The 21,616-nt window shown below is 66.8% G+C and carries 23 protein-coding genes and 1 tRNA gene; 20 read left to right on the top strand and 4 right to left on the bottom strand.

Annotation, left to right across the window (positions count from 1 at the left end):
* The first annotated feature begins 47 nt into the window (after nucleotides 1-47).
* The 5 genes from IAI54_RS25065 to IAI54_RS25045 are packed head-to-tail and all read left to right on the top strand — an operon-like array spanning nucleotide 48 to nucleotide 2,431.
* Nucleotides 48-887: an urease accessory protein UreD gene (locus IAI54_RS25065; RefSeq protein ID WP_187969770.1), complete on the top strand. Its 840-nt coding sequence runs from the start codon at nucleotides 48-50 to the stop codon at nucleotides 885-887.
* A 10-nt stretch (nucleotides 888-897) separates the two neighbouring features.
* A complete protein-coding gene (locus IAI54_RS25060) occupies nucleotides 898-1,200 on the top strand; it encodes an urease subunit gamma (RefSeq protein WP_187969769.1) in 303 nt (100 codons plus the stop codon).
* Nucleotides 1,201-1,225: 25 nt separating this feature from the next.
* Nucleotides 1,226-1,483 carry a DUF1272 domain-containing protein gene (locus IAI54_RS25055; RefSeq protein WP_187969768.1) on the top strand — a complete coding sequence of 86 codons (258 nt, stop codon included), beginning with the start codon at nucleotides 1,226-1,228 and terminating at the stop codon, nucleotides 1,481-1,483.
* Nucleotides 1,484-1,511: 28 nt separating this feature from the next.
* Nucleotides 1,512-2,114 (top strand): HupE/UreJ family protein, encoded by a 603-nt coding sequence (locus IAI54_RS25050; protein ID WP_187969767.1) that lies wholly within the window; start codon nucleotides 1,512-1,514, stop codon nucleotides 2,112-2,114.
* Between the two features lie 11 nt (nucleotides 2,115-2,125).
* Nucleotides 2,126-2,431: an urease subunit beta gene (locus tag IAI54_RS25045; RefSeq protein ID WP_187969766.1), complete on the top strand. Its 306-nt coding sequence runs from the start codon at nucleotides 2,126-2,128 to the stop codon at nucleotides 2,429-2,431.
* 45 nt (nucleotides 2,432-2,476) lie between these two features.
* On the opposite strand, the gene IAI54_RS25040 is transcribed toward IAI54_RS25045, so the two are convergent.
* A complete protein-coding gene (locus tag IAI54_RS25040) occupies nucleotides 2,477-2,965 on the bottom strand; it encodes a hypothetical protein (RefSeq protein WP_187969765.1) in 489 nt (162 codons plus the stop codon).
* 123 nt (nucleotides 2,966-3,088) lie between these two features.
* Entirely contained in the window at nucleotides 3,089-3,931 is an 843-nt protein-coding gene (locus IAI54_RS25035; protein ID WP_210321170.1) for a c-type cytochrome, read from the bottom strand.
* Between the two features lie 152 nt (nucleotides 3,932-4,083).
* On the opposite strand from IAI54_RS25035, the gene ureC reads away from it, so the two are divergent.
* The 12 genes from ureC (at nucleotide 4,084) to IAI54_RS24975 (ending at nucleotide 13,184) form a co-directional block, all read left to right on the top strand.
* A complete protein-coding gene (ureC, locus tag IAI54_RS25030) occupies nucleotides 4,084-5,796 on the top strand; it encodes an urease subunit alpha (RefSeq protein WP_187969764.1) in 1,713 nt (570 codons plus the stop codon).
* A gap of 26 nt (nucleotides 5,797-5,822) precedes the next feature.
* Complete coding sequence (locus IAI54_RS25025) at nucleotides 5,823-6,479, top strand: helix-turn-helix domain-containing protein (protein WP_187969763.1); 657 nt, start codon at nucleotides 5,823-5,825, stop codon at nucleotides 6,477-6,479.
* 33 nt (nucleotides 6,480-6,512) lie between these two features.
* Entirely contained in the window at nucleotides 6,513-6,809 is a 297-nt protein-coding gene (locus IAI54_RS25020; RefSeq protein ID WP_187969762.1) for a putative quinol monooxygenase, read from the top strand.
* 38 nt (nucleotides 6,810-6,847) lie between these two features.
* Nucleotides 6,848-7,336, top strand: coding sequence for a DUF29 domain-containing protein (locus IAI54_RS25015; protein WP_187969761.1), 489 nt, complete (start codon nucleotides 6,848-6,850; stop codon nucleotides 7,334-7,336).
* 20 nt (nucleotides 7,337-7,356) lie between these two features.
* Complete coding sequence (locus tag IAI54_RS25010) at nucleotides 7,357-7,968, top strand: glutathione S-transferase family protein (RefSeq protein WP_187969760.1); 612 nt, start codon at nucleotides 7,357-7,359, stop codon at nucleotides 7,966-7,968.
* The gene (locus tag IAI54_RS25005) at nucleotides 7,965-8,579 is read left to right on the top strand and encodes an urease accessory protein UreE (protein WP_187969759.1); all 615 of its coding nucleotides are present in this window, start codon (nucleotides 7,965-7,967) and stop codon (nucleotides 8,577-8,579) included. Before IAI54_RS25010 ends, IAI54_RS25005 begins: the two co-directional genes overlap by 4 nt.
* Nucleotides 8,572-9,231 carry an urease accessory protein UreF gene (locus IAI54_RS25000; protein WP_187973340.1) on the top strand — a complete coding sequence of 220 codons (660 nt, stop codon included), beginning with the start codon at nucleotides 8,572-8,574 and terminating at the stop codon, nucleotides 9,229-9,231. The genes IAI54_RS25005 and IAI54_RS25000 overlap by 8 nt, the downstream gene beginning before the upstream one ends.
* Complete coding sequence (gene ureG / locus IAI54_RS24995; protein ID WP_187969758.1) at nucleotides 9,228-9,860, top strand: urease accessory protein UreG; 633 nt, start codon at nucleotides 9,228-9,230, stop codon at nucleotides 9,858-9,860. The genes IAI54_RS25000 and ureG overlap by 4 nt, the downstream gene beginning before the upstream one ends.
* Nucleotides 9,861-9,869: 9 nt before the next feature.
* Nucleotides 9,870-10,121, top strand: coding sequence for a hypothetical protein (locus IAI54_RS24990; RefSeq protein WP_187969757.1), 252 nt, complete (start codon nucleotides 9,870-9,872; stop codon nucleotides 10,119-10,121).
* Between the two features lie 100 nt (nucleotides 10,122-10,221).
* On the top strand, nucleotides 10,222-11,424 hold the full coding sequence (locus IAI54_RS24985) for a pyridoxal-phosphate-dependent aminotransferase family protein (protein WP_187969756.1): 1,203 nt from the start codon (nucleotides 10,222-10,224) through the stop codon (nucleotides 11,422-11,424).
* A 103-nt stretch (nucleotides 11,425-11,527) separates the two neighbouring features.
* On the top strand, nucleotides 11,528-12,295 hold the full coding sequence (locus IAI54_RS24980; protein ID WP_187969755.1) for a class II aldolase and adducin N-terminal domain-containing protein: 768 nt from the start codon (nucleotides 11,528-11,530) through the stop codon (nucleotides 12,293-12,295).
* 100 nt (nucleotides 12,296-12,395) lie between these two features.
* Complete coding sequence (locus tag IAI54_RS24975; protein ID WP_187969754.1) at nucleotides 12,396-13,184, top strand: potassium channel family protein; 789 nt, start codon at nucleotides 12,396-12,398, stop codon at nucleotides 13,182-13,184.
* A gap of 23 nt (nucleotides 13,185-13,207) precedes the next feature.
* On the opposite strand, the gene rtcR is transcribed toward IAI54_RS24975, so the two are convergent.
* Nucleotides 13,208-14,821 carry an RNA repair transcriptional activator RtcR gene (rtcR, locus tag IAI54_RS24970; protein WP_187973339.1) on the bottom strand — a complete coding sequence of 538 codons (1,614 nt, stop codon included), beginning with the start codon at nucleotides 14,819-14,821 and terminating at the stop codon, nucleotides 13,208-13,210.
* 209 nt (nucleotides 14,822-15,030) lie between these two features.
* Between rtcR and IAI54_RS24965 the strand changes: the two genes are divergently transcribed.
* The 3 genes from IAI54_RS24965 (at nucleotide 15,031) to IAI54_RS24955 (ending at nucleotide 18,954) form a co-directional block, all read left to right on the top strand.
* A complete protein-coding gene (locus IAI54_RS24965) occupies nucleotides 15,031-16,590 on the top strand; it encodes a vWA domain-containing protein (RefSeq protein ID WP_187969753.1) in 1,560 nt (519 codons plus the stop codon).
* A gap of 519 nt (nucleotides 16,591-17,109) precedes the next feature.
* Nucleotides 17,110-17,186: transfer RNA gene (locus IAI54_RS24960), tRNA-Trp, on the top strand.
* 376 nt (nucleotides 17,187-17,562) lie between these two features.
* Nucleotides 17,563-18,954 carry an RtcB family protein gene (locus tag IAI54_RS24955; protein ID WP_187969752.1) on the top strand — a complete coding sequence of 464 codons (1,392 nt, stop codon included), beginning with the start codon at nucleotides 17,563-17,565 and terminating at the stop codon, nucleotides 18,952-18,954.
* Between the two features lie 106 nt (nucleotides 18,955-19,060).
* Here IAI54_RS24955 and gyrB read toward each other — a convergent pair whose 3' ends face one another.
* The gene (gene gyrB, locus IAI54_RS24950) at nucleotides 19,061-21,508 is read right to left on the bottom strand and encodes a DNA topoisomerase (ATP-hydrolyzing) subunit B (protein ID WP_187969751.1); all 2,448 of its coding nucleotides are present in this window, start codon (nucleotides 21,506-21,508) and stop codon (nucleotides 19,061-19,063) included.
* Nucleotides 21,509-21,616 lie beyond the last annotated feature (108 nt).

The raw sequence follows: 21,616 nt of genomic DNA, 5'->3' as shown, positions 1-21,616 counted from the left end.
GACAGGCCCGGCGCAATCGCTATCGTGCGTTCCGACGGAGGGGCCGGATGTCGTTCGAAGGCGCAATCGGGGCCGCACTGGCCGAACAGAGGGTCGATGCCCGCGGGGCGCTGCACGTGCGCCGGCGCGTCGGCCGCACGCGCATCGAACGGCTGTTCCAGGAGGGTGCCGCCAAGATCAGGCTGCCGCAGGGCGCCGGCGACCCGCTCGAGGCCGTGCTCATCAACACGGCCGGCGGTCTGACGGGCGGTGACCGTCTGGCGTGGACGGTCACGGTGGCAGACGGAGCGCATGCGTCGGTGACCACGCAGGCCTGCGAGAAGGTGTACCGCTCCTGTGGCGGCGATGCCACCTCGACCATCGCGCTCGACGTCGGCGCCGGGGCGAGCCTCGCCTGGCTGCCGCAGGAAACGATCCTGTTCGACGGCTCGGCCTTCCGGCGCACGATCTCTGCCGACTTCGCCGTCGGCGCGCGCGGGCTGATCGTGGAATCGACACTGTTCGGCCGTCTCACCATGGGAGAGACGCTGCGGCGCGGCCTGTTTCGCGACCGCTGGCGCATCCGCAGCGGCGGGCGTCTCGTCCATGCCGAGGACTTCGCCATCGGCCCCGACGTGCCCGGCCGGCTGGCGCCGCACGCGGGGACCGGCGGGGCCTGCGCCGTCGCGACCGTGCTGGTGCTGCGCGACGATGCCGAAGACCTCCTCGACCGGGTCCGCACCCTCGTCGGCCCGACGGGCGGGGCCAGCGCCTGGCGGGTGGGCGAGACTGGCAAGCTTCTTGCGAGACTGATCGCCGAGGACGGATACGGCCTTCGCAAGCGGCTGATACCGCTGCTCCATATGCTCAACGGAGCGGCAGGGCTGCCCAAAGTGTGGTCAATCTAGGGACGGATGCATGATTCTGACGCCGCGTGAAAAGGACAAGCTTCTCGTTTCGATGGCGGCGATGGTGGCGCGCCGACGCCTCGAGCGCGGCGTCAAGCTCAACCATCCCGAAGCCATCGCGCTGATCACCGACTTCGTCGTGGAAGGCGCGCGGGACGGGCGTTCGGTCGCCGAGCTGATGGAGGCCGGCGCCCACGTCGTCACCCGGGAGCAGGTGATGGAGGGCATCGCCGAGATGATCCACGACGTGCAGGTGGAGGCGACGTTCCCGGACGGCACCAAGCTCGTCACCGTGCACGAGCCCATTCGGTAGGACCGCCGGCCGACAGGAGCGCGCGATGCTGGAACTGAGACCCAACTGCGAATGCTGCGACCGGGATCTGCCGCCCGATGCCGCCGACGCCATGATCTGCAGCTTCGAATGCACCTTCTGTGCCGACTGCGCTCATGGCGTTCTCGCGGACGCCTGCCCCAACTGCGGCGGCGGCTTCGTGCCGCGGCCGATCCGGCCGGCCCGGCTCCTGTCGAAATACCCGCCATCCGCCGCCCGCATTCTCAAGGCCGAAGGCTGCGCGCCTGCCGGCCGCGCCGCCTGACGCCACCGACCAGACCGAAGAGGGACCCATGATCCGGAAACTTGCCGCAACCGCCGCCCTGCTCGGCCTGACCGCCTCGCCGGCCTTCGCTCACCTCGATCCTGTGGCCCACGGCTCCTTCGCCGCCGGTTTCTCGCATCCCCTGTTCGGGACCGATCACATCCTGGCGATGGTAGCGGTCGGCCTGTGGGCGGCGCTGCTCGCGCAGGCGACCGACCGGCGCGCGCTCTGGCTGGTGCCTTCCGCCTTCGTCGGCACGATGATCCTGGGATTCGCCGCCGCGATGCTGGACCTGCCGCTGCCCTTCGTGGAACCAGTGATCCTGGCGTCCGTCGTCGTGATCGGACTGCTCGCCGCCGTCGCGCTGAACGTCCGGACGGTGCTGGCGATGGCCATGGTCGGCTTCTTCGCCTTCTTCCACGGCCATGCCCATGGCGGCGAGATCGGCGAGGCCGGCGCCTGGTCCTACGCCGTGGGCTTCGCCGTCGCCACGGCGCTGCTGCACGCGGCGGGCGTGGCCGCCGGTCTGCTGCTGGGCAAGGCCTTCGGCACGGCGAGCGGGCGTCTGGCGACCCGGCTTGCCGGCGGTGCCGCCGCTCTGGGCGGCATCTGGCTGGCGCTGGCCGGCTGAGGAGTGGCGCCATGATCCCCGGAGAGATCATCACCGCCGCCGGCGAGATCGAACTCAACGCCGGCCGGCCGACCGTGACGCTGAAGGTCGCCAACACCGGCGACCGGCCGATCCAGGTCGGCAGCCACTATCATTTCTTCGAGACGAATGAAGGCCTGCGCTTCGACCGCGAGAAGGCGCGCGGGATGCGGCTCGACATCGCATCGGGCACAGCGGTGCGGTTCGAGCCCGGACAAGAGCGCGACGTCACGCTGGTGCCCCTGTCGGGCGGACGCACCGTGTACGGCTTCCAGCAGAAGGTGATGGGGAAGCTCTGAATGGGGCAGGCGGGCGCAGCCAGCGGCGGTCACGCCCGAGACCCGTCAGCTGGCGGGCCTCGCGGCGGCGTAGATCACCGCACCGCGGTCGTCGTCGAACTCGATGCCCAGCACGTCCTGGGGAAGGATGTTCCGCGAATCGATGGCATGGAACAGCATGGCGTTGCCGGTAAGCTCGCGCCGCAGCGTCTCGATATCTTCGCCATGCTCGGCCAGCTTCTCGGCGATCTCGGGCGGCGGCCCGCCTTCGGTCGCCGCGGCGTCCGCCAGAAAGACGATGTCGAGCCGGTCGAGCACGGTCACCTTGCGCACGTCGCTGGCCGACTGCCCCGCCTTCTCGATCGCCGCGATCACCTTGGCGGCATCGGCGCCGGCCTCGGCCTCTTCCTCGTGAACGTCGGACTGGACGATCGAATCGATTGCCTCGGGCGCGTCGAGCCCCTGGGCTGCGGCCGGGAACGTCGTCAGCCCGGCCGCAAGCGATGCCGCAAGCGCCATCCGCGCAAAGCGCGTTCCTGGATCGTATCGGGTCAAGCCGTTCTCCTTCGCTGGGACGGTCGAGAGATCCCGCGAGCACAGGGCACGGGAGCCTCGGACCCGAACGAGGGAACCCGCCGGATGGTTCCCGGCGGGTCCGGAAGCGACCCGAAGACCGGACTACTGCGCGTCGGGCAGCGGCGGCAGGCTGCGCAGATAGAGCACGATGGCGTCGAGATCCTCCGCCGACATGCGGGCGAGCAGGCCGTAGGGCATGGGCGGGAACATCGGCGTGCCGTCGGGCCGCACGCCCTTGGTGATCATCGCCTTCAGTTCATCGTCGGAGTAGCCGGCGATACCGTCCTCGTGGGGCGTGATGTTGGCCGCCACGGACGTACCCCACGGACCATGGAACTCGAAGCCGCCCTGGCCGAGCGAGGTCTCGAGCAGCAGGCCCTGCGGACCCATCGGCGTGTGGCACTCCATGCAGTGGGCAACCGGACCAGCCAGATATTCGCCATAGGCGGCCGTGACGCCGCGTTCCGGCGCGGTCACGCTTTCGACCGGAGGACCATAGGCCGGGGGCAGCGGGATGCGGTAGGTGGATGCGGGAACGGTATTGTCGACGGCCGGCAGCGTGCGCAGGAACGCCACGATGGCATTGAGATCGTCGTCGCCGAGCCCGCGATACATGGTGAACGGCATCGGCGGGCCGATCAGGCTGCCATCCGGGCGGATGCCCTCGCGGATCGCGCGGGCCAGTTCCTCGTCCGACCAGTGCGCGATGCGGCCGGCGGGCGTGATGTTCGGGGCGTAGGCGGTGAAGAGCGGGTTGTCCTCGACGAGTCGGCCGGCGAGTTCCTGCTGCATGACGAAGCCGTCCGGTCCCATCGGCGTGTGGCAGTTGCCGCAACCGGCGATGCCTCGGACCAGGTATTCGCCGCGTTCCACCGGGGTCTCGGCCTGCGCGGCCGCGGCGCCGCCGATCGCGATCAGTATCGCGGTGATTGTCCTCGTGTACACTTTTTCCTCCGGTGGCTTGAACGCGCGGCGGGATTTCCCGCATTACGTGCATTTCTGGCTGCTGACGTGCGCAACTATGCCGCACCTTACCTCTGCGTCAATCGGACCGGGAGAAATCTCTCCGGCTCCTCACCGTTCTGAAGGGACCGACCATGCCCGCACGCATCATCCGTTCCGCCTATGCCCAGATGTTCGGCCCCACCACGGGCGACAGGGTGCGGCTGGCCGACACCGAACTGTTCATCGAAGTCGAGAAGGATCTGACCGTCTACGGCGAGGAGGTGAAGTTCGGCGGCGGCAAGGTGATCCGCGACGGGATGGGCCAGAGCCAGGTGACGCGCGCGGCGGGCGCCGTCGACACCGTCATCACCAACGCGCTGATCTTCGACCACACCGGGATCTACAAGGCCGACATCGGCCTGCGCGACGGCCGCATCCACGCCATCGGCAAGGCCGGCAACCCCGACACCCAGCCGGGCGTCAGCATCATCGTCGGTCCGGGCACGGAGGCCATTGCCGGCGAGGGCAAGATCGTCACGGCCGGCGGCTTCGACGCGCACATCCACTTCATCTGCCCGCAGCAGATCGAGGAGGCGCTGATGGCGGGACTGACCACCATGCTCGGCGGCGGCACCGGCCCGGCCCATGGCACGCTCGCCACCACCTGCACGCCCGGCCCCTGGCACATCGGCCGCATGATCCAGTCCTTCGACGCCTTCCCGATGAACATCGGTCTGTCGGCCAAGGGCAATGCCTCCCTGCCTGCGGCGCTGGAGGAGATGGTGCTCGGCGGCGCCTGCGCCCTGAAGCTGCACGAAGACTGGGGCACGACGCCGGCCGCCATCGACTGCTGCCTGTCGGTGGCCGACGCCTACGACGTGCAGGTCATGATCCACACCGACACGCTGAACGAAAGCGGCTTCGTGGAGAATACGGTGGCCGCCATCAAGGGCCGCACCATCCACGCCTTCCACACCGAAGGTGCCGGCGGCGGCCACGCGCCCGACATCATCAAGGTCTGCGGGCTGCCCAACGTCATTCCGTCCTCGACCAATCCGACGCGGCCCTACACGGTCAACACCATCGCCGAGCATCTCGACATGCTGATGGTCTGCCACCACCTGTCGCCGTCGATCCCCGAGGACATCGCCTTCGCCGAAAGCCGCATCCGCAAGGAGACGATCGCAGCGGAAGACATCCTGCACGACATGGGCGCCTTCTCCATCATCTCGTCGGACAGCCAGGCCATGGGCCGCATCGGCGAGGTGATCATCCGCACATGGCAGACCGCCGACAAGATGAAGCGCCAGCGCGGGCGGCTGAAGGAGGAGACCGGAGAAAACGACAATCTCCGCGCCCGCCGCTACATTGCCAAGTATACGATCAATCCGGCCATCGCGCACGGCCTGTCCAAGGAGATCGGCTCCCTCGAGGTCGGCAAGCGTGCCGACATCGTCATCTGGAACCCGGCCTTCTTCGGCGTGAAGCCCGACATGGTGCTGATCGGCGGGTCGATCGCGGCTGCCCCCATGGGCGACCCCAACGCCTCGATCCCCACCCCGCAGCCCGTCCACATGCGGCCGATGTTCGGCGCCTTCGGCAAGGCGATCACCAACTCCTCCGTCACCTTCGTCTCGAAGGCCGCGCTCGACGCCGGTCTGAAGCAGCGGCTCGGCGTCGACAAGGCCATGGTCGCGGTCGAAAACACCCGCGGCGGCATCGGCAAGCGCTCGATGATCCTCAACGACGCCATGCCGCACATCGAAGTGGATTCGGAAACCTACGAGGTGCGCGCCGACGGCGAACTGCTGACCTGCCCGCCGGCAACCGTGCTGCCGATGGCGCAGCGGTATTTCCTGTTCTAAGGTAATCTTGGAACCGTGAGGTCGGCTTGGATAGTTTCGAGAACCTAACCTCAGCTGTGCTGGCGGCGCTGGCGCGAGGACCCGTCTACAATATACGGGATCGCGGCAAGAACCTGTACGAAGGCGGTGAGGTAGCACGGTCCCTTCAGTTCTGGATCGACGACAATAAAATAACGACGTCGGAGGCCGCAAAACGGCTTGGAATGAGCCCCAGCACTATCAAAGCGATCCTCGCGGGCGAACGGATAAGTGACAGTATGTTGGCACGAATGCTGGCTCCATTCGGAGACAGCATTCGGCTGAGGTCACGATGGAGAGACGTTACTGCCGAAGATGTTCAGGAAACGATTTCACAAGTTTCTACTCGCCTTATCCGACTGAGAGACCTGATACGCGGCAGCAACTCGCTAAATGGTGAAAATTCGCCACTTGATCCCATCATAACTTCTCAAATAATCGCTCTACTTGAAGCCACTTTAGCCTCGATAAAAGCTCCGTATGTCGAGGAACCACAAACTAAAGGATTTTTTTCTTGGTTGAAACGAGTCGGGAAAAAAGCAGTAGAGAAAGGCGTCGAGAAAGAGATTACCGACGCCATAGGGAGTGCCGGAGATTCAGGAGCCGAATTGCTCAAGAAACTGTCCGATTTGCCCGGCATCAGCGATCTCGACAAAATTCTTTGATATTCAGCCGAATCAAGTTGAGAGGACAGCTCCATGATCTACGTCGTCGCCACGCTCACCATCAAGCCGGGCTCGCTGGAGGCGCTGCGCGCGCCGGCCGCTGCCTGCATCGCCGAGACCGTTAAGGAGAACGGGTGCATCGCCTACGAGCTGTTCGAAAGCCTGTCGGATCCGCAGAAGCTGATCTTCGTGGAGAAATGGGAGACGCGCGAGGACCTGACGGCGCATTCGAAGCAGCCGCATCTGGCGGTGTGGCGCGAGGCGAGCGGTCCGCACCTCGTCTCGCGGACGATCGAGATCGTGCATCCGGACAAGGTGGAGACCTATTGACCATGGCGCGCCGCCCCGCTTCGTACTAGATTTCGAGGATGGGCAAGACACTCGCCAAGACCCCCGACACGCTCTACGAGCGGGATTTCCACGCCTGGCTGATGGACCAGGCGGAGAACCTGCGCGCGCGCTCCCACAACGACATCGACTGGGACAACCTCGCAGAGGAGGTCGAAAGCGTGGGACGCAGCCAGAAGCGCGAAATCGTGAACAGGCTCGCCCTGCTTATCCAGCATCTACTGGAATGGCAGTTCCAACCGGGGCGCAGGAGCGAAAGCTGGCGGATCACGATCAGCGAGCAGAGAACGTTCATTCCCGGTATCCTGAAGGACAGCCCAAGCCTGAAGCGCTATCCGGGTCAGGTCTTCAAGAATGCCTACGAGGACGGTCGCCGCCGTGCGATCGACGAAACGGGCCTTCAGCCAAGTGCATTCCCTGCCGAGCCGCCGTTCACGGTCGAGCAAGCGCTGGATTCGCGCTTTTTCCCGGGAGAGCCTTTCGAGCAGTGGATGATTATCCGCGACTAAATAGCCTGGGAAGAGATCGCATGTACCAAGCCGTCGGATCGCCCGGCTCTCGCCTGACCCGCGTCACCTGGATGCTGGAGGAACTCGGAGAGCCCTACGAGATCGTCAAGACAAAGCAGCATTCGCAGACGATGCGGCGCTACAACCCGACCGGCAAGATGCCGGCGCTGGTCGACGGCGACTTCGTCCTGACGGATTCGGCGGCGATCTGCAGCTATCTGGCGAAGAAGCATGCCGACAAGGGGTTCGGCCCGCAGCCCGGCCTGCGCGGCGAGGCCGAGATGGAGGCCTGGATGCAGTTCGCCCAGTCGGAGTTCGAGGCGCCGCTGTGGAACAAGCTGCGCCACAGGTTCATCCTGCCGGAGCCCTGCCGGGCCGACGTCGGCGCCGCCACCGCGCATGATTTCGCAAGCGAGGTCACGGCGCTGGAGGCCAAGCTCGGCGATCGGCTCTATGCCCTCGGCGACCGTTTCACCGCCGTCGACGTGATCCTCGGCCATTGCGGCCAGTGGGCGCGCGGCAGCAAGTTCGCCATCGAATCGGAAGCGGTGAACGCCTACATGGATCGCGTGCTGTCGCGGCCCGCCCTGGCGCGGGCCCGCGAACGGGAAAAGGAAGCCGCCGCCGCATGAAGCTCAATCTCAACACCGATTTCACCAAGCTGCCGCGCGCCGGGCGCATCCTGCGCGCCGCCGAACTGGAGCCCGCGGCCGACCGGCCGCAACCCTTCGACCTCGTCGTGCTCGCCCATGACGAGCGCCATCTGCGCCGCCGCGTCCTGACGCTGGTGCATGGCGACAAGGTGCTGGTCGACCTGCCCGAACCCGTCTCGCTCGACCATGGCGACGTGCTGGTGCTCGACGACGGCCGCCGCGCCGAGATCATCGCGGCCGAGGAAGAGGTCTACGACATCCGCGCCCGCGGACCGGTGCACCTGTCCGAACTCGCCTGGCACATCGGCAACCGCCACCTCGCCGCGCAGATCGAGGCGGACCGCATCCTCATCCTGCGCGACCACGTCATCCGGGACATGCTGGAGGGCCTCGGCGCGGCGGTGACGGAGGTGTCCGAGCCGTTCCAGCCGGTGCGCGGCGCCTATTCCGGCCACGGACATGCGCATGGTCATGACCACGGGCATGGGCATGGGCATGGGCATCATCACGACGACGGCCACCACCACGGCGACCGCGACCGCTTCGGGCGCCTGCCGGGCGATCCGCACTACGGACACAACCATGCCTGAGCGGCGCGACGGCCATGCCGCGCTGCTGCGCCTGATGGCATGGCTGTCGCCCGCCTTCCCGGTCGGCTCGTTCACCTACAGCCATGGCCTGGAACGGGCGGTTCATGACGGGCTCGTCGAGGGACGCGAGGGACTGAAGGCCTGGATCGAGGCGCTTCTCGACCATGGCTCGGCCTGGAACGACGCGGTGCTGTTTGCCGAGAGCTGGCGGCGCGGCACGGCGGCCGAAGACGCCGGGGACATGGCCGAACTCGCCGAAGCCATGGCCGGCTCGCGCGAGCGGCACATGGAATCGACGCTGCAGGGGGAGGCCTTCATGACCGCTGCCGGCGCCTGGGGCGCGGATGCGGCCGCCCTGCCCTACTGCGTCGCCGTCGGCTCCACTGCCGGCCGTCACGGCGTTTCGCTGGAAGCCGCGCTCGGCGCCTGGCTCCAGGCCTTCGCCTCCAATCAGCTGCAGGCAGCGATCCGGCTCTCCGTGATCGGCCAGACCGGCGCGGTCGGCCTGCTCGCCGCACTGGAGCCGCTGGTGCTCGAGACCGCCGCCCGCGCCGCCCGCTCGACGCCCGACGATCTCGGCTCCTGCACGGTCGCCGCAGAGATCGCCGCCATGAACCACGAAACGCAATATTCGAGGCTGTTCAGATCATGACCAAGGGCACGGGACCGCTGCGCGTCGGCATCGGAGGACCGGTCGGCTCCGGCAAGACGACGCTGACCGAAAAGCTCTGCAAGGCGATGCGCGAGGATTTCTCCATCGCCGTCGTCACCAACGACATCTACACCAAGGAAGACGCGATGATCCTCGCCCGTCTCCAGGCGCTGCCGGAGGAGCGCATCATGGGGGTGGAGACCGGCGGCTGCCCGCACACCGCCATCCGCGAGGATGCCTCGATCAATCTCCAGGCGATCGCCGAGATGAACCGCAAGTTCCCCGATCTCGACATCGTCTTCATCGAATCGGGCGGCGACAACCTCGCCGCCACCTTCTCACCCGACCTCGCCGACCTGACGCTCTATGTCATCTCCGTCTGCCAGGGCGAGGAGATCCCGCGCAAGGGCGGTCCCGGCATCACGCGCTCGGACTTCCTCGTCATCAACAAGTCCGACCTCGCGCCCTACGTCAACGTCAACCTGGACGTGATGGAGCGCGATGCTGCCCGCCAGCGCGGCCAGCGCCCCTTCGGCTTCACCGACCTGTCGCGCGGCAAGGGCCTGGACGAGGTGGTGCGCTATATCGTCGAAATGGGTGGGCTGGCCTCCAGCCGCCCGGCCGCGTGAGGCGCAGCGATGGCCGCGACGACGCTGACCGGACCCTATCGGGTCCACAATCGGTCTCATCTGGAAAAACGGGCAAGGAAGACGGCCGATCCGCGATACGTGTTCTATGTCGGCCTGCTTCGCAACACGTCCTATGACGCCTATCTCGCCGAGTTGGGGACAAGGCTCATCGACGTTCCCGGGTTCAAGAACAGCCCGGTCAGCGGTCGCACAGAGATTCTCTACTGTCGCCGCAGTGGCTGGATCGCGGACGGGCCGTAGGCACCTGCGACTTCGCCGCCGTGGCCGGCGCGGCTTGACCGCGCGCGTCCGCGGGAGGATATCGCGGACTCGCGCCCTCCCCTTCCGGATTCGCTGAGACATGACCGCCACAGGCCGCCACTACCACGCCATCCCCGGTCCTTCGGTCATTCCCGACCGCGTCCTCAACGCCATGCACCGCGCCTCGCCCGACATCTATGGTGGCGAACTGCACGAGATGATGACCGGCCTCTACGAGGATCTGAAACGGCTGGCGCGGACGAAGCACCATGTCGCCGTCTACATCGCCAACGGCCACGGCGCCTGGGAGGCGGCCACCACCAATCTCTTCAGTCCCGGCGACCACGCGCTGGCGCTGGTCACCGGCCGCTTCGGCGAAGGCTGGGCACAGGCGGCCGAGGCGCTCGGCGTGACGGTGCAGCGCCTCGACTTCGGCCGCCGCGACCCGGTCGATCCCGATGCCGTGGCGAAGGCCCTGGCCGAAGACCGTGGCGGGACGATCAAGGTCGTGCTGATGTCGCATGTCGACACCACCACCTCGGTGCGCAACGACCCGGCTGCCGTCAGGGCCGCGATCGACCGGGTCGGGCATCCGGCCATTCTCGCCGTCGACTGCATCGCCTCGCTCGGCTGCGACGTCTTCGAGATGGACGCCTGGGGCGTCGACGTGATGGTCTGCGCCAGCCAGAAGGGCATGATGACGCCGCCGGGGCTCGGCTTCGTCTGGCTCAACGACCGCGCGCTGCAGGCCGGCGCCGGTGCGCGCTGGCGCACGCCCTACTGGGACTGGACGCTACGGATCGAGGCGAAGCAGTTCTACCACCGCTTCGGCGGCACCGCCCCGACGCACCATCTGTTCGGGCTGCGCGCGGCGCTCGACATGCTGATCCACGAGGAGGGCATCGAGGCGGCCTGGCGGCGGCACGAGCGGCTGGCGCGCGCCGTCTGGACCGCCTTCGACGCCTGGGGCGAGGACGCCGGCAAGGCGTCGGGCATCGGGCTCAACGTCGCCGACCCGGCGTGCCGCTCGCATGCGGTCACCAGCGTGCGCTTCGCCGCTCCGCTCGCCACCGACATCCGCCGCTGGACGCAGGCCCATGCCGGCGTGACGCTGGGCATCGGGCTCGGCATGGCGCCCGAGGGCGATCCGGCAGCCGACGGCTTCATGCGCGTCGCGCACATGGGCCACGTCAACACGCACATGACGCTCGGCGTGCTGGGCGCGATCGAAACCGCCATGGCCGCCCTCGCCATCCCGCACGGGACCGGAGCGTTGTCGCGCGCGGCCGCCGTCCTCGCCTGACGGGGCGCGGCCGGCCGTCCTGGAGCCGCTTCGCAGGCACGATTCCTCGCGCCTTGCACATCGGGGCGCGTCGGGTCAGGATGATCCGCCGCAGGAGGATCCCATGACCGTCACAGCGCTCGCAGACCGCCGCCCCAACCTCCCCCACTACGAAGAGCGGGTCGACCTCGCCGCCGCCTTCCGCTGGACGGCGCGGCTCAACATGCACGAGGCCGTGGCCAACCACTTCTCGCTCGCCGTCGACGAGGCGGGCACGCGGTTCCTCATCAACCCCAACATGATGCATTTCTCGCGCATCCGGGCGAGCGACCTCCTGCTGATCGACGCCGACGACCCGACGACGATGGAGCGGCCCGACGCGCCCGACCCCACGGCCTGGGGCCTGCACGGAGCGCTGCACCGCCGCGTGCCGCATGCGCGCTGCGCCATGCACGTCCATTCCATCCATGCCACCGTGCTCGCCTCGCTCGCCGATTCCACCCTGCCGCCGATCGACCAGAACTCGGCGATGTTCTTCGAGCGGGTGGTGATCGACGACGGCTATGGCGGCCTCGCTTTCGAGGAGGAGGGCGAGCGCTGCGCGTCGCTGTTCGCAGACCCGAAGGTCAAGGTCATGGTGATGGGCAATCACGGCGTGCTGGTCATCGGCCAGAGCGTCGCCGACACGTTCGACCGGCTCTATTACTTCGAGCGGGCCTGCGAGACCTACATCAAGGCGTTGTGGACCGGACAGCCGCTGCGCCGCCTCTCCGACGAGGTGGCGCGGACGGTGGCGCGGCAGATCGACGACTATCCCGTCTCGATGGGCGGCCGGCATCTCGCGGAGCTCAAGGCGATCCTCGACGAGGAGGGGTCGACGTTCCGGAACTGACCGAGCCGATTTCAGCCGCGGCTGCATCGATTGCCGCGGCGCGCCGCGCAGGCTAGGAATGCACGGTGCGGCGACGGGGGCGTTGCCGCGGGGGCCTTCCATGAGCAGTCTGCGCGCTCGCGCCTACCGGAACCTGGAGCCGACGGCCTGGCCGCACCGGGGCCTGTCGCCGCTGAACAAGGCGCTGGCCGCGCTGATCGTGGTCGCCGTTTTCTTCGCCGTGATCGAGACGGAACCGACCATCGTCGAGCGCCGCTTCGCCTTCCTGACCGCCATCGAGGCGGTCTTCACGCTGGTCTTCCTCGCCGAGTATCTGGTCCGGATCTGGATCGCGCCCGAGAAACCCCGCTATGCCGGCCGCTTCGGGCGGCTGCGCTACATGGTCTCCGTGCCGGCGCTGATCGACCTCCTGGCCATCCTGCCCGGCCTCTTCGTCTTCATCGGCAGCGAGGCCTTCGTCGTGCGGCTGTTCCGGCTGCTGCGCATCCTGCGGCTGGCGCGCCTCGGGCGCTTCTCGCGGGCGATCGATGCCATCACGACGGCGGTGAACTCGCGCCGCTACGAACTGCTGATGAGCCTGACGATCGCCGGCATCCTGCTTCTGGTCTCCTCGACGCTGCTCTACCTGATCGAGGGCACCGTCCAGCCTGACCGGTTCGGCAGCATCCCGCGCGCCATGTGGTGGTCGATCGCCACGCTGACGACCGTCGGCTATGGCGACGTCTTCCCGGTCACCCCGCTCGGCCGCATCCTCGCCGGCATCACCGCCATCACCGGCATCGGCCTCATCGCCATGCCCACCGGCATCCTCGCCGCCGCCTTCTCCGACGCCATCCAGATGCAGCGCAAGGCCGAGGAAGAGGGGCAGGCGCGGAGCGAGGCGGAGTAGGCGATGGGGAGGTCCGCTTCCGCCTAGGGTCGGACCAAGCTATCGAAGGAGAGATCGAAGCGGGCCAGGTACTTCCGCAGTCGATCGGCATCGTTGCTGCTGGATTTTTGAAGCCGGGATACGGCAAACAGCTCGCGCCCTGCCGAACTGAGCGAGTTGGATCGCCTGCAAACCGCCACGACGGTGGCGAGTTGTGCCCGGTCGAACGGATCGATCTCCTTCAGCCTTTCAGCGCCGAAGAGACCGGCGAGCATGGCTTCCGGCTCGTCGGCGGCAAGCGAGCCCGCCCAGAGCCGCCGCAACCTCGCGATCTCCTCGCGGACCGTTTCCTCGTTGATTCGGCCTTGCGGCGCCAGAGTCGCCATTCGGGTCACGGAGGCCGAGAGGTCACGGAAATTGGCGCGCCACGCTGCCTCCGGTGCCATGGAGAACCGGATGTAGGTCTCCCGCGCTTCCCTGTTGAACGTGACGTTGCGTCCCTCCTTCTCGCTGAAGCGGCGCAGTTCGAATTCGAGGTTCGGCTCGATGTCCTCCTTCCGATCCCTCAGGGCCGGGAGGGTGAAGGTCCAGAGATTCAGCCGGGCGAACAGGTCCTCGCGGAACCGGCCTTCCCTGACGCTGGCGGAGAGGTCGCGATTCGTGCCGGCCAGCAGCTGGAAGTCCGACGTCGTGTCGCGGTCGGCGCCCACCGGCAGGAATCGCCGTTCCTCGATGGCACGCAGACACATCGCCTGCTCGTCCAGTCCCAGTTCGCCGATCTCGTCAAGAAACAAAACGCCCTTGTCGGCCGACCTCATCAGGCCAGCGCGCTCGGACTGCGCGCCGGTGAAGGCCCCCTTCACATGGCCGAACAGGGTCGACATCGCCTGATCGCCGCGCAGCGTCGCGCAGTTCACCTCGATGAAATCGCCGGAGATCTGGCGCTGCGCCTTCTTGAGTTCGTAGATGCGCCTGGCGAGTTGCGACTTGCCGGCGCCAGTCGGCCCGGTCAGCAGGACGGGCGCGCGCGAGCGGATCGCAACTTTCTCGATCTGATCGATCATCCGGTTGAAAGCCGGGTTCTTCGTTTCGATGCCGGACTTCAGAAACGACGTCGCCTCGTCGCGCTCGGCGGCGAAGCGCGTGGCGATGGCGTCGTATCGGGACAGGTCGAGATCGATAATGGAATGGCTGCCGGTGACGTCGATCGGATCGTCCGGCGATCTCCGCCGCGGCGGCGGCGAGAGCTGCAGCAGCCGGGCAGGAATGAAGCGGGCCTCGGTCAGCAGGAACCAGCAGATCTGAGCGACATGCGTGCCGGTGGTGATATTGACGAGATAGTCCTCGCGCTCCGTGTCGAACTCATATGCCCGGGCGAAGTCACGCAGGCTGGTATAGACCTCACTGAAATCCCAGTGGTCGCGCATGTTCATGACGTTCTGACGCACCTCGGTGCCTGGCGATACCTCCTCGATGTCGCGAATGATCTGCTTTGCCAGTCCCGTCGCGGCCGCTCCGTGAATAAGTTCGAGCCGGTCGATGAAGAGGTTCGGCTGCAGGCAAAGCGAGACAGTCGGACGCCAGCGCTTCCAGCGATCGTCGCGACCTCCGACATCCAGGGTGGTTCCGAGAATGCTGATGGCCACACACCGCTTCATTCTTATCTCATTCGATATGAATCTATACCGTGGGATTATTTCACCTGTCTCCACCCAACGTCAACATTCCCCGCAACATCGTTGGTCGGAAGATTTGTATGCAATGATATCAGAGGCTTGAAGGAAGAGAGGGACGCCTCCCTCTGCCTGGAACTCGACTTGGCATGCCTCTTGAAAGGCTTGTCGCGGGAACGAGAAGGAAGACAGAGATGGCAAACAAATCCGTGTTTGCGGCGATCAGGGGAAAGCTGCTCCCGCGTACCGACGCGACGAACCACGAGGGCGCTCCGGCCTACCGGCTGGCGCCGCATCAGGCTCTCGCGCAGCTGGCCGCGACGGGAACGTTCAACGCCACCTTCTACGCGGATGCGCGGGAGCAGCTCGACGAGGTGCTGAAGCTTGCCTGGCAGGTCGAACCGGAATTCCTGGCCAAGACCGCCGTGCATGCTTTCGAGCAGGGCTACATGAAGGATATGCCGGCATTCCTGCTGGCGATCCTCTCGCAGATGCAGGGCGACCAGTTCGAGCGAGCGTTCAGCCGGGTCGTGAAGAACGGCAAGATGCTGCGCACCTTCGTGCAGGTCATGCGGTCGGGCGCCACGGGGCGCAAGTCGCTGGGGACGCGTCCCAAGCGGCTGGTACTCGGATGGCTGGAGAAGGCCTCGGACGTCGAACTCATGCGGGCGGCGGTCGGCAACGACCCCTCGCTGGCGGATGTCGTGAAGATGGTTCACCCGAAGCCGGTCTCGGCGTCGCGTGAGGCGCTTTACGGCTATCTGCTCGGCAAACCGCACGATGTGAACGCCCTGCCGGTGCAGGTTACGGCGTTCGAGGCGTTCAAGCGCGACCCGTCGCTGCCGGTGCCGAACGTGCCGTTCCAGATGCTCACCGCACTGCCCCTGACGAAGGAGCATTGGGCAGAGATCGCCGAGACGGCCGGCTGGCAGATGCTGCGGCAGAACCTGAACACCTTCGCACGCCACGGCGTGTTCGAGGTGGAGGGATTTGCCGAGCGGCTTGCCCGTCGCCTGGCCGACCCCGCCGAGGTGAAGCGCTCGCGCGTTTTCCCCTACCAGCTGTTGGTGGCGTACATGAACGTCGATCCAGCCGTGCCGCCGGTGGTCCGGGACTCGTTGCAGGATGCGATGGAGGTGGCACTCGCCAACGTGCCGTCCTTCGGCAGAAACGTCGTCGTCTGCCCGGACGTTTCGGGGTCGATGGGGTCGTCGGTGACCGGCCACCGCAAGGGGTCGACGTCGACGGTCCGCTGTATCGACGTCGCTGCGCTCGTGGCGGCGTCGGTTCTGCGGCGCAACCCGACGGCGCGGGTCCTGCCGTTCGAGAACGACGTGGTGGAAGTCCACCTCAACGCCCGCGACACGGTGATGACCAATGCGGCGAAGCTGGCCGCGATCGGTGGCGGCGGAACGAACTGTTCGGCTCCGCTGGCGCGGCTGGTGAAGGAGCGGGCAAAGGTCGACCTGGTTCTGTTCGTTTCGGACAACCAGTCCTGGTTGGACGCTACGGCGCATCCGCATCAGGGGACCGGAACGATGCAGGAGTGGCGGAAGCTGAAGGCGTTGAACCCGAAGGCGAAGCTGGTCTGCGTCGACATCCAGCCCCATGCGACGACGCAGGCGAAGGGCGACGGCGACGTGCTGAACGTCGGCGGCTTCTCGGACCGTGTGTTCGACGTGGTGGCAAGCTTCGTTTCGAGCGGCAACGACCCGGATCACTGGGTCCGCGCCATCGATGCGACAGCGCTTTGAAGACGGCTCCCGGCGGTGCACCCGCCGGGAGCCACACCGAAAGCGCATGACGAATGCCGATGGAACTACAGGCTGTCACCCTCCAGGTCGCGGGTTCGAATCCCGCCGGGTCCACCACTGCGGGCCCGTAGCTCAGCGGTAGAGCAGGTGTCCGCCGCAAGGCGGGCGACGTTTCATCACCCTTGTCGTCATGACGACGTCGGGTGCCAACAGGACTGAAAGAAGGAGTAGCGAGAAGAGCGTGACGAATGACAGCGGAACTACATCCAACCTTCGTGTCGCGGGTTCAAGTCCCGCCGGTCCCGCCAATCGGGGCCGTAGCTCAGCGGTTAGAGCAGAAGAACGTTTCGCGACGAAATTGTCGTCACACCCCAATACGATCGCGGCGAATGCCGACGGAACTACAGCACAATACAGGGATGACCCGTGGGGTTCGACTCCTCACCCTTGCGGGCGCTCACTGGCACGAGCGGGGCTTCCGGGGTTTCGTCATTTCTGGCGCCGCGATCATCGATGCCTGGCGAATGCGGGCAGGACTACAGGTAGCGCGCTCGCCCCAAGGCGAGAGGTCGGGTGTTCAAATCACTCCATCGCCGCAAGGCGATGTGGCGCAGTCAAAGCTGTCCTGCCAACCCTTGCCGCCAAGCATCGAGGGCGAATGCAGTCGGGACTACAGGATAGAGCACCCGGCACATGTCGGGAGGTCGGGCGTTCAAGTCGCCCCTCGCACCCGCAAGGACGCGAAGTAGCTCAGAAACGTCCTGGCGCGTTTTGTCGCCAGACCGGAAGGACGAATGAATGCAGGACTACATCGGTACTGGCGGTTCGAATCCGCCCGATGGACCGGAAGGTTCGTCGATGGTCTTGCAGCCCCTTGTCGTCCGACCGCCGAACCCGGCGCCGCAAGCCGGCTGAACAATTGGCAGACGCAGCCCCAATGGGTTCGCGAAGAGATGAATAGGGATGGACGACATGGTCGACGTACTGAGCGGACAGGATCTCATCGACGCCGGACTGGCGCAGGGAAAGTGGTTTCGCGACGCGCTCGCCGCCGGCAACACGGTGCTCGCGCGCGGCGGGTCGCATGCGGACGCGGTCGCGGCCGCGCGCGCTTTCGAGCCGCCGCCAGCGGTGCCGCTGCTGGCGCAGGATACGATTCCGTTCCACGTCAACATCAAGGCGGAGAACGAGCACGAGGCCTCGAATGTCGAAGCGGTGAGCAACTCGATGCGGATGCTGATGCGCACGCCGGTGGTGCGCGCCGGCGCGATCATGCCCGACGCGTGCCCGGCGGGCCCGTCTGGCACGATCCCGGTCGGCGGCGTGGTGGTTTCCGAGGCGATCCATCCCGACATGCATTCGGCCGACATCTGCTGCTCGATGGCGATCTCGACCTTCCCGGGCGTATCGCCGGCCGCGTTGCTCGACGCGGTCCATGCGGTGACGCATTTCGGACCGGGCGGGCGCCCGCGCGGGCAACAGATCCGCCCGCCGGCAGAAGTCGCCGCGCGCATCGACGCCAATCCCTGTCTGCGCGACAATATGAGCGCGGCGATCGAGCACTTCGGCACGCAGGGCGACGGCAACCACTTCGCCTTCGTCGGCACGCTGAAATCGACCGGCGAGACGGCGCTCGTGACCCATCACGGGTCGCGCGCGCCGGGCGCCCGGCTCTATTCCCGCGGCATGAAGATCGCCGAGAGTTTCCGCAAACGGCTGTCGCCGGCGACGCTGCCCCAGAACGCCTGGATCCCCGCCGACACGCGGGAAGGCGACGACTATTGGGACGCGCTGCAGACCATCCGCGCCTGGACGAAGGCGAACCACGAACTCATCCACGACCTCACGGCGGAACGCCTCTCCGCCAAGGTGGGCGACCGGTTCTGGAACGAGCACAACTTCGTCTTCCGGCGCTCGGACGGTCTGTTTTATCACGGCAAGGGAGCGACGCCCGCCTTCGACGACTGGGCGGACGACGCAACCGACCTGACGCTGATTCCGCTCAACATGGCGGAACCGGTGCTGATTGCGCGCGGCAGGAACGCGGCTCACGGGCTGGGCTTCTCGCCGCATGGCGCGGGGCGCAACTTCTCACGCACTCAGCACAAGCGGCTCAAGGGCGATCGTCCCGTCGAGGACATCGTCGCCGAGGAGACGAAGGGTATCGACGCGCGGTTCTTCTCGGGTGTCACGGACATCTCGGAACTGCCGAGCGCCTACAAGAGCGCATCCACCGTCCGCCGCCAGATCGAGGATTTCGGCCTCGCCGAGATCGTCGACGAGGTGCTGCCCTACGGCTGCATCATGGCTGGCGACTGGGAAGCCAACGCGCCCTGGCGGAAGAAGCGGCAGGGCCGCGTCTGAGCCGGCGACGGAAGGCGCCGAAGGAGGCGCTCCGGGTAGGCCTCCTCCGCTGCCCGTCGCCGGCCGCCACGCCTCCCGCGAATGCGGGCGACGAAGCGGCCGCCCCTCAGATATCCAGGTTCGCCACGGAGAGCGCGTTGTCCTGGATGAACTCGCGGCGCGGTTCCACTTCGTCGCCCATCAGGCGCGAGAACAGGGAGTCGGCGTCGGTGGCGTCGGCCACCTTCACCTGCAGCAGCGAGCGGACGTTCGGGTCGAGCGTCGTCTCCCAGAGCTGCTCGGCGTTCATTTCGCCGAGGCCCTTGTAGCGCTGCATCGACAGGCCGCGGCGGCCGGTGGCGAAGACGCCTTCGAGAAGCTGCATCGGACCGGCGATCGGCTCTGACTTGTCCTTGCGGCGCAGCAGCGGCGGCTCGCCGTAGATCTCGGCCAGCCGGGAGGCGTAGCGGTCGAGCTGGCGCGCGTCGGCCGAGCCGATCAGGCCGGCGTCCAGCGTCACGCTCTCCTTCACGCCGCGCACCGTGCGCTCCAGCACGTAGCCGCCGGGACCCTCGTTGGAGATCGCGGTGCGGCCGGTCCAGCCGCGTTCGGTCTCCTCGGCGATGATGTCGAGCCGCTCGGCGATGCTCTGCGCCATGGCATTGGCGCGGCCGAGGTCGTCGAAGGCGTTGGCCGTCAGCGCGCCGGCGATCGCCGCCTGCTCCACCACGGACCGGTCGTAGCGCGTGTGCAGGCCGGAAATCAGCGTGCGCACGGCCAGCGCGTCGTCGATGACGGCGCGCAGGTCCTGCCCGGCGCGGACCTCGCCGGAGGCGAGCTGCAGCGAGGCCTCGTCCAGGCCAGAATTGATCAGGTATTCCTCGAAGGCCTGCTCGTCCTTCAGGTACTGGGAGCTCTTGCCGCGCGTCACCTTGTAGAGCGGCGGCTGAGCGATGTAGAGGTGCCCGCGCTCGATCAGTTCCGGCATCTGGCGGAAGAAGAAGGTGAGCAGCAGGGTGCGGATGTGGGCGCCGTCGACGTCGGCGTCCGTCATGATGATGATCTTGTGGTAGCGCAGCTTGTCGGCGTTGAACTCGTCCTTGCCGATCGAGGTGCCGAGCGCCGTGATCAGCGTGCCGATCATGTCGGACGAGAGCATGCGATCGAAGCGGGCACGCTCGACGTTCAGGATCTTGCCGCGCAGCGGCAGGATCGCCTGGTTCTGGCGCGAGCGCCCGCCCTTGGCCGAGCCGCCGGCCGAGTCGCCCTCGACGATGAAGATCTCGGACTTCGCGGGATCGCGTTCCTGGCAGTCGGCGAGCTTGCCGGGCAGCGAGGTGATGTCGAGCACGCCCTTGCGGCGGGTCAGCTCGCGCGCCTTGCGGGCCGCCTCGCGCGCGGCGGCGGCCTCCACGACCTTGGCGACGAGGACCTTCGATTCGGCAGGATGCTCCTCGAACCAGGTGCCGAGCGCCTCGTTGACGAGACCCTCGACGACCGGACGCACCTCCGAGGAGACCAGCTTGTCCTTGGTCTGGGAGGAGAATTTCGGGTCCGGCACCTTGACCGAGAGAACCGCCGTCAGGCCCTCACGGCAGTCGTCGCCGGTCAGCGTCACCTTCTCCTTCTTGGTCACGCCGGAGGCTTCGGCATAGCCCGTCACCTGGCGCGTCAGCGCGCCGCGGAAGCCGGCGAGATGGGTGCCGCCGTCGCGCTGCGGGATGTTGTTGGTGAAGGCGAGCACGTTCTCGTGGTAGCTGTCGTTCCACCACATCGCCACCTCGACCGTGATGCCGTCGCGCTCGGCGCTGATGGCGATCGGCTTGTCGATCAGGGGCTTCTTGGCGCGGTCGAGATACTTCACGAACTCCTCGAGCCCGCCCTCGTAGAGCAGTTCCACCTGCTTGACGTCGGCGGGGCGCCGGTCGGTCAGGATGATGCGCACGCCCGAATTGAGGAAGGCGAGTTCGCGCAGACGATGCTCCAGCGTGCCATAGTCGAAATTGACCATGGTGAAGGTGTCCGACGATGGCAGGAAGGTGACCTCGGTGCCGGTCTCGCTGCCGGCGTCGCCGGTCTCCACCAGCGGCCCGTCGGCGACGCCGTGGGTGAAGGACATCTCGTGGATGCGGCCCTTGCGGCGGATCTTCAGCTTCAGCCAGACGGAGAGCGCGTTGACGACGGAGACGCCGACGCCGTGCAGGCCGCCGGAGACCTTGTAGGAGTTCTGGTCGAACTTGCCGCCCGCATGCAGCTGGGTCATGATGACCTCGGCCGCCGAGACGCCCTCGCCCTTGTGGATGTCGGTCGGGATGCCGCGACCGTTGTCGGTCACCGTGCAGGAACCGTCGGCGTTCAGCGTGACCGTCACCCTGGTGGCATGTCCGGCCAGCGCCTCGTCGATGGCGTTGTCCACCACCTCGTAGACCATGTGGTGCAGGCCCGAGCCGTCGTCGGTGTCGCCGATATACATGCCCGGCCGCTTGCGCACGGCGTCCAACCCCTTGAGAACCCTGATGGACTCGGCGCCGTACTCGGCCTGTTCGCCGGGGATCGGTTCGGGCGTTTCGGTCATGGAGTTCCGTTCTTTCAAACTGTCTCGCGGCGCCACGCGGGAGGGCGGCGAATCGCATCGGCCACAGGCTTCCTTCATATAGGTTTTCAAGCCGCCATTCCAAAGGAA

The organism is Aquibium microcysteis, assembly GCF_014495845.1.
Classification (GTDB): domain Bacteria; phylum Pseudomonadota; class Alphaproteobacteria; order Rhizobiales; family Rhizobiaceae; genus Aquibium; species Aquibium microcysteis.
The sequence above is the reverse complement of the archived record's forward strand: the minus strand, read 5'-3'. Positions and strand labels throughout refer to the sequence as shown.

What these genes read in the sequence shown, in the direction of transcription:
- IAI54_RS25065 (WP_187969770.1), top strand. Translation starts at nt 48, where the DNA reads ATGTCGTTCGAAGGCGCAATCGGGGCCGCACTGGCCGAACAGAGGGTC.
- IAI54_RS25060 (WP_187969769.1), top strand. Translation starts at nt 898, where the DNA reads ATGATTCTGACGCCGCGTGAAAAGGACAAGCTTCTCGTTTCGATGGCG.
- IAI54_RS25055 (WP_187969768.1), top strand. Translation starts at nt 1,226, where the DNA reads ATGCTGGAACTGAGACCCAACTGCGAATGCTGCGACCGGGATCTGCCG.
- IAI54_RS25050 (WP_187969767.1), top strand. Translation starts at nt 1,512, where the DNA reads ATGATCCGGAAACTTGCCGCAACCGCCGCCCTGCTCGGCCTGACCGCC.
- IAI54_RS25045 (WP_187969766.1), top strand. Translation starts at nt 2,126, where the DNA reads ATGATCCCCGGAGAGATCATCACCGCCGCCGGCGAGATCGAACTCAAC.
- ureC (WP_187969764.1), top strand. Translation starts at nt 4,084, where the DNA reads ATGCCCGCACGCATCATCCGTTCCGCCTATGCCCAGATGTTCGGCCCC.
- IAI54_RS25020 (WP_187969762.1), top strand. Translation starts at nt 6,513, where the DNA reads ATGATCTACGTCGTCGCCACGCTCACCATCAAGCCGGGCTCGCTGGAG.
- IAI54_RS25015 (WP_187969761.1), top strand. Translation starts at nt 6,848, where the DNA reads ATGGGCAAGACACTCGCCAAGACCCCCGACACGCTCTACGAGCGGGAT.
- IAI54_RS25010 (WP_187969760.1), top strand. Translation starts at nt 7,357, where the DNA reads ATGTACCAAGCCGTCGGATCGCCCGGCTCTCGCCTGACCCGCGTCACC.
- IAI54_RS25005 (WP_187969759.1), top strand. Translation starts at nt 7,965, where the DNA reads ATGAAGCTCAATCTCAACACCGATTTCACCAAGCTGCCGCGCGCCGGG.
- IAI54_RS25000 (WP_187973340.1), top strand. Translation starts at nt 8,572, where the DNA reads ATGCCTGAGCGGCGCGACGGCCATGCCGCGCTGCTGCGCCTGATGGCA.
- ureG (WP_187969758.1), top strand. Translation starts at nt 9,228, where the DNA reads ATGACCAAGGGCACGGGACCGCTGCGCGTCGGCATCGGAGGACCGGTC.
- IAI54_RS24990 (WP_187969757.1), top strand. Translation starts at nt 9,870, where the DNA reads ATGGCCGCGACGACGCTGACCGGACCCTATCGGGTCCACAATCGGTCT.
- IAI54_RS24985 (WP_187969756.1), top strand. Translation starts at nt 10,222, where the DNA reads ATGACCGCCACAGGCCGCCACTACCACGCCATCCCCGGTCCTTCGGTC.
- IAI54_RS24980 (WP_187969755.1), top strand. Translation starts at nt 11,528, where the DNA reads ATGACCGTCACAGCGCTCGCAGACCGCCGCCCCAACCTCCCCCACTAC.
- IAI54_RS24975 (WP_187969754.1), top strand. Translation starts at nt 12,396, where the DNA reads ATGAGCAGTCTGCGCGCTCGCGCCTACCGGAACCTGGAGCCGACGGCC.
- rtcR (WP_187973339.1), bottom strand. Translation starts at nt 14,821, where the DNA reads ATGAAGCGGTGTGTGGCCATCAGCATTCTCGGAACCACCCTGGATGTC.
- IAI54_RS24965 (WP_187969753.1), top strand. Translation starts at nt 15,031, where the DNA reads ATGGCAAACAAATCCGTGTTTGCGGCGATCAGGGGAAAGCTGCTCCCG.
- IAI54_RS24955 (WP_187969752.1), top strand. Translation starts at nt 17,563, where the DNA reads ATGGTCGACGTACTGAGCGGACAGGATCTCATCGACGCCGGACTGGCG.
- gyrB (WP_187969751.1), bottom strand. Translation starts at nt 21,508, where the DNA reads ATGACCGAAACGCCCGAACCGATCCCCGGCGAACAGGCCGAGTACGGC.